This window comes from Oleiphilus sp. HI0132 (assembly GCF_001635845.1).
In genome coordinates, this window is the sequence record NZ_LWGJ01001652.1 from 1 (window position 1) to 739 (window position 739).

Annotated in this window: 1 pseudogene; it reads left to right on the forward strand. The window is 41.4% G+C overall.

The window, feature by feature from the left end:
- Nucleotides 1-373: 373 nt before the first annotated feature.
- Nucleotides 374-739 (forward strand): annotated as a pseudogene (locus A3766_RS25415) (hypothetical protein); the annotation flags it as partial.

Sequence of the window (739 nt, forward strand, 5' to 3'; positions counted from 1 at the left end):
CAGAATACGTTCACCTTCGATCAGAAGTTCTAAAGTTCCTGTACGAAAAACAACGAAAAGTTGAACCGATTAGTGCCTCAGTAAAAAAAACTAAAGCTGCCTCAGGTATTGCGGCAGCGTAAGACAAGTTAATCATTACTCCCGTTTACAATGGCGTAAACATAGGGGGTAGGTGGACAACGGCGTTCACAAGTAATGCGACATGAGAAAACTGTTGAGTAGAGGCTCAGTAGTTATCTCACAGCGCATTGTTTGTGAGCGCTTTTTTAATGCCTTAAGAATTAGTAAAGCCATATTTATAGCAAGGGTCACAGCATAAACAAAGAATGACTGACTTATGCTTGGCCTTTAAAAAAGTAACTAGGAGATGTAAATGAAAAAACGTTCAATTAGCCTATTAAGCACAGCAATCGCTACGATTATTGCTTCGAGTAGCGTTGTCGCTGCACCAGAAACGATTACTGAGGCGATTACAGGTGGTAAAGCCTATGGTGACTTGCGTTTACGATATGAAAGTGACGACCGAAGCAATGACACTGATTCAGATGCCTTAACCCTACGTACGAGAATCGGATACAAAACGGCAGAATTCAAAGGCTTTACTGCACTGGTCGAGTTTGAAGATAGTCGTGAAGTTTTGGGGGTTGAAGAAGCGGACGATGATGCATTAATTCTAGACTCAGAAGTAACTGAGCTCGATCAAGGCTTTATTCAATATAAGAATGACATGGTGACAGCA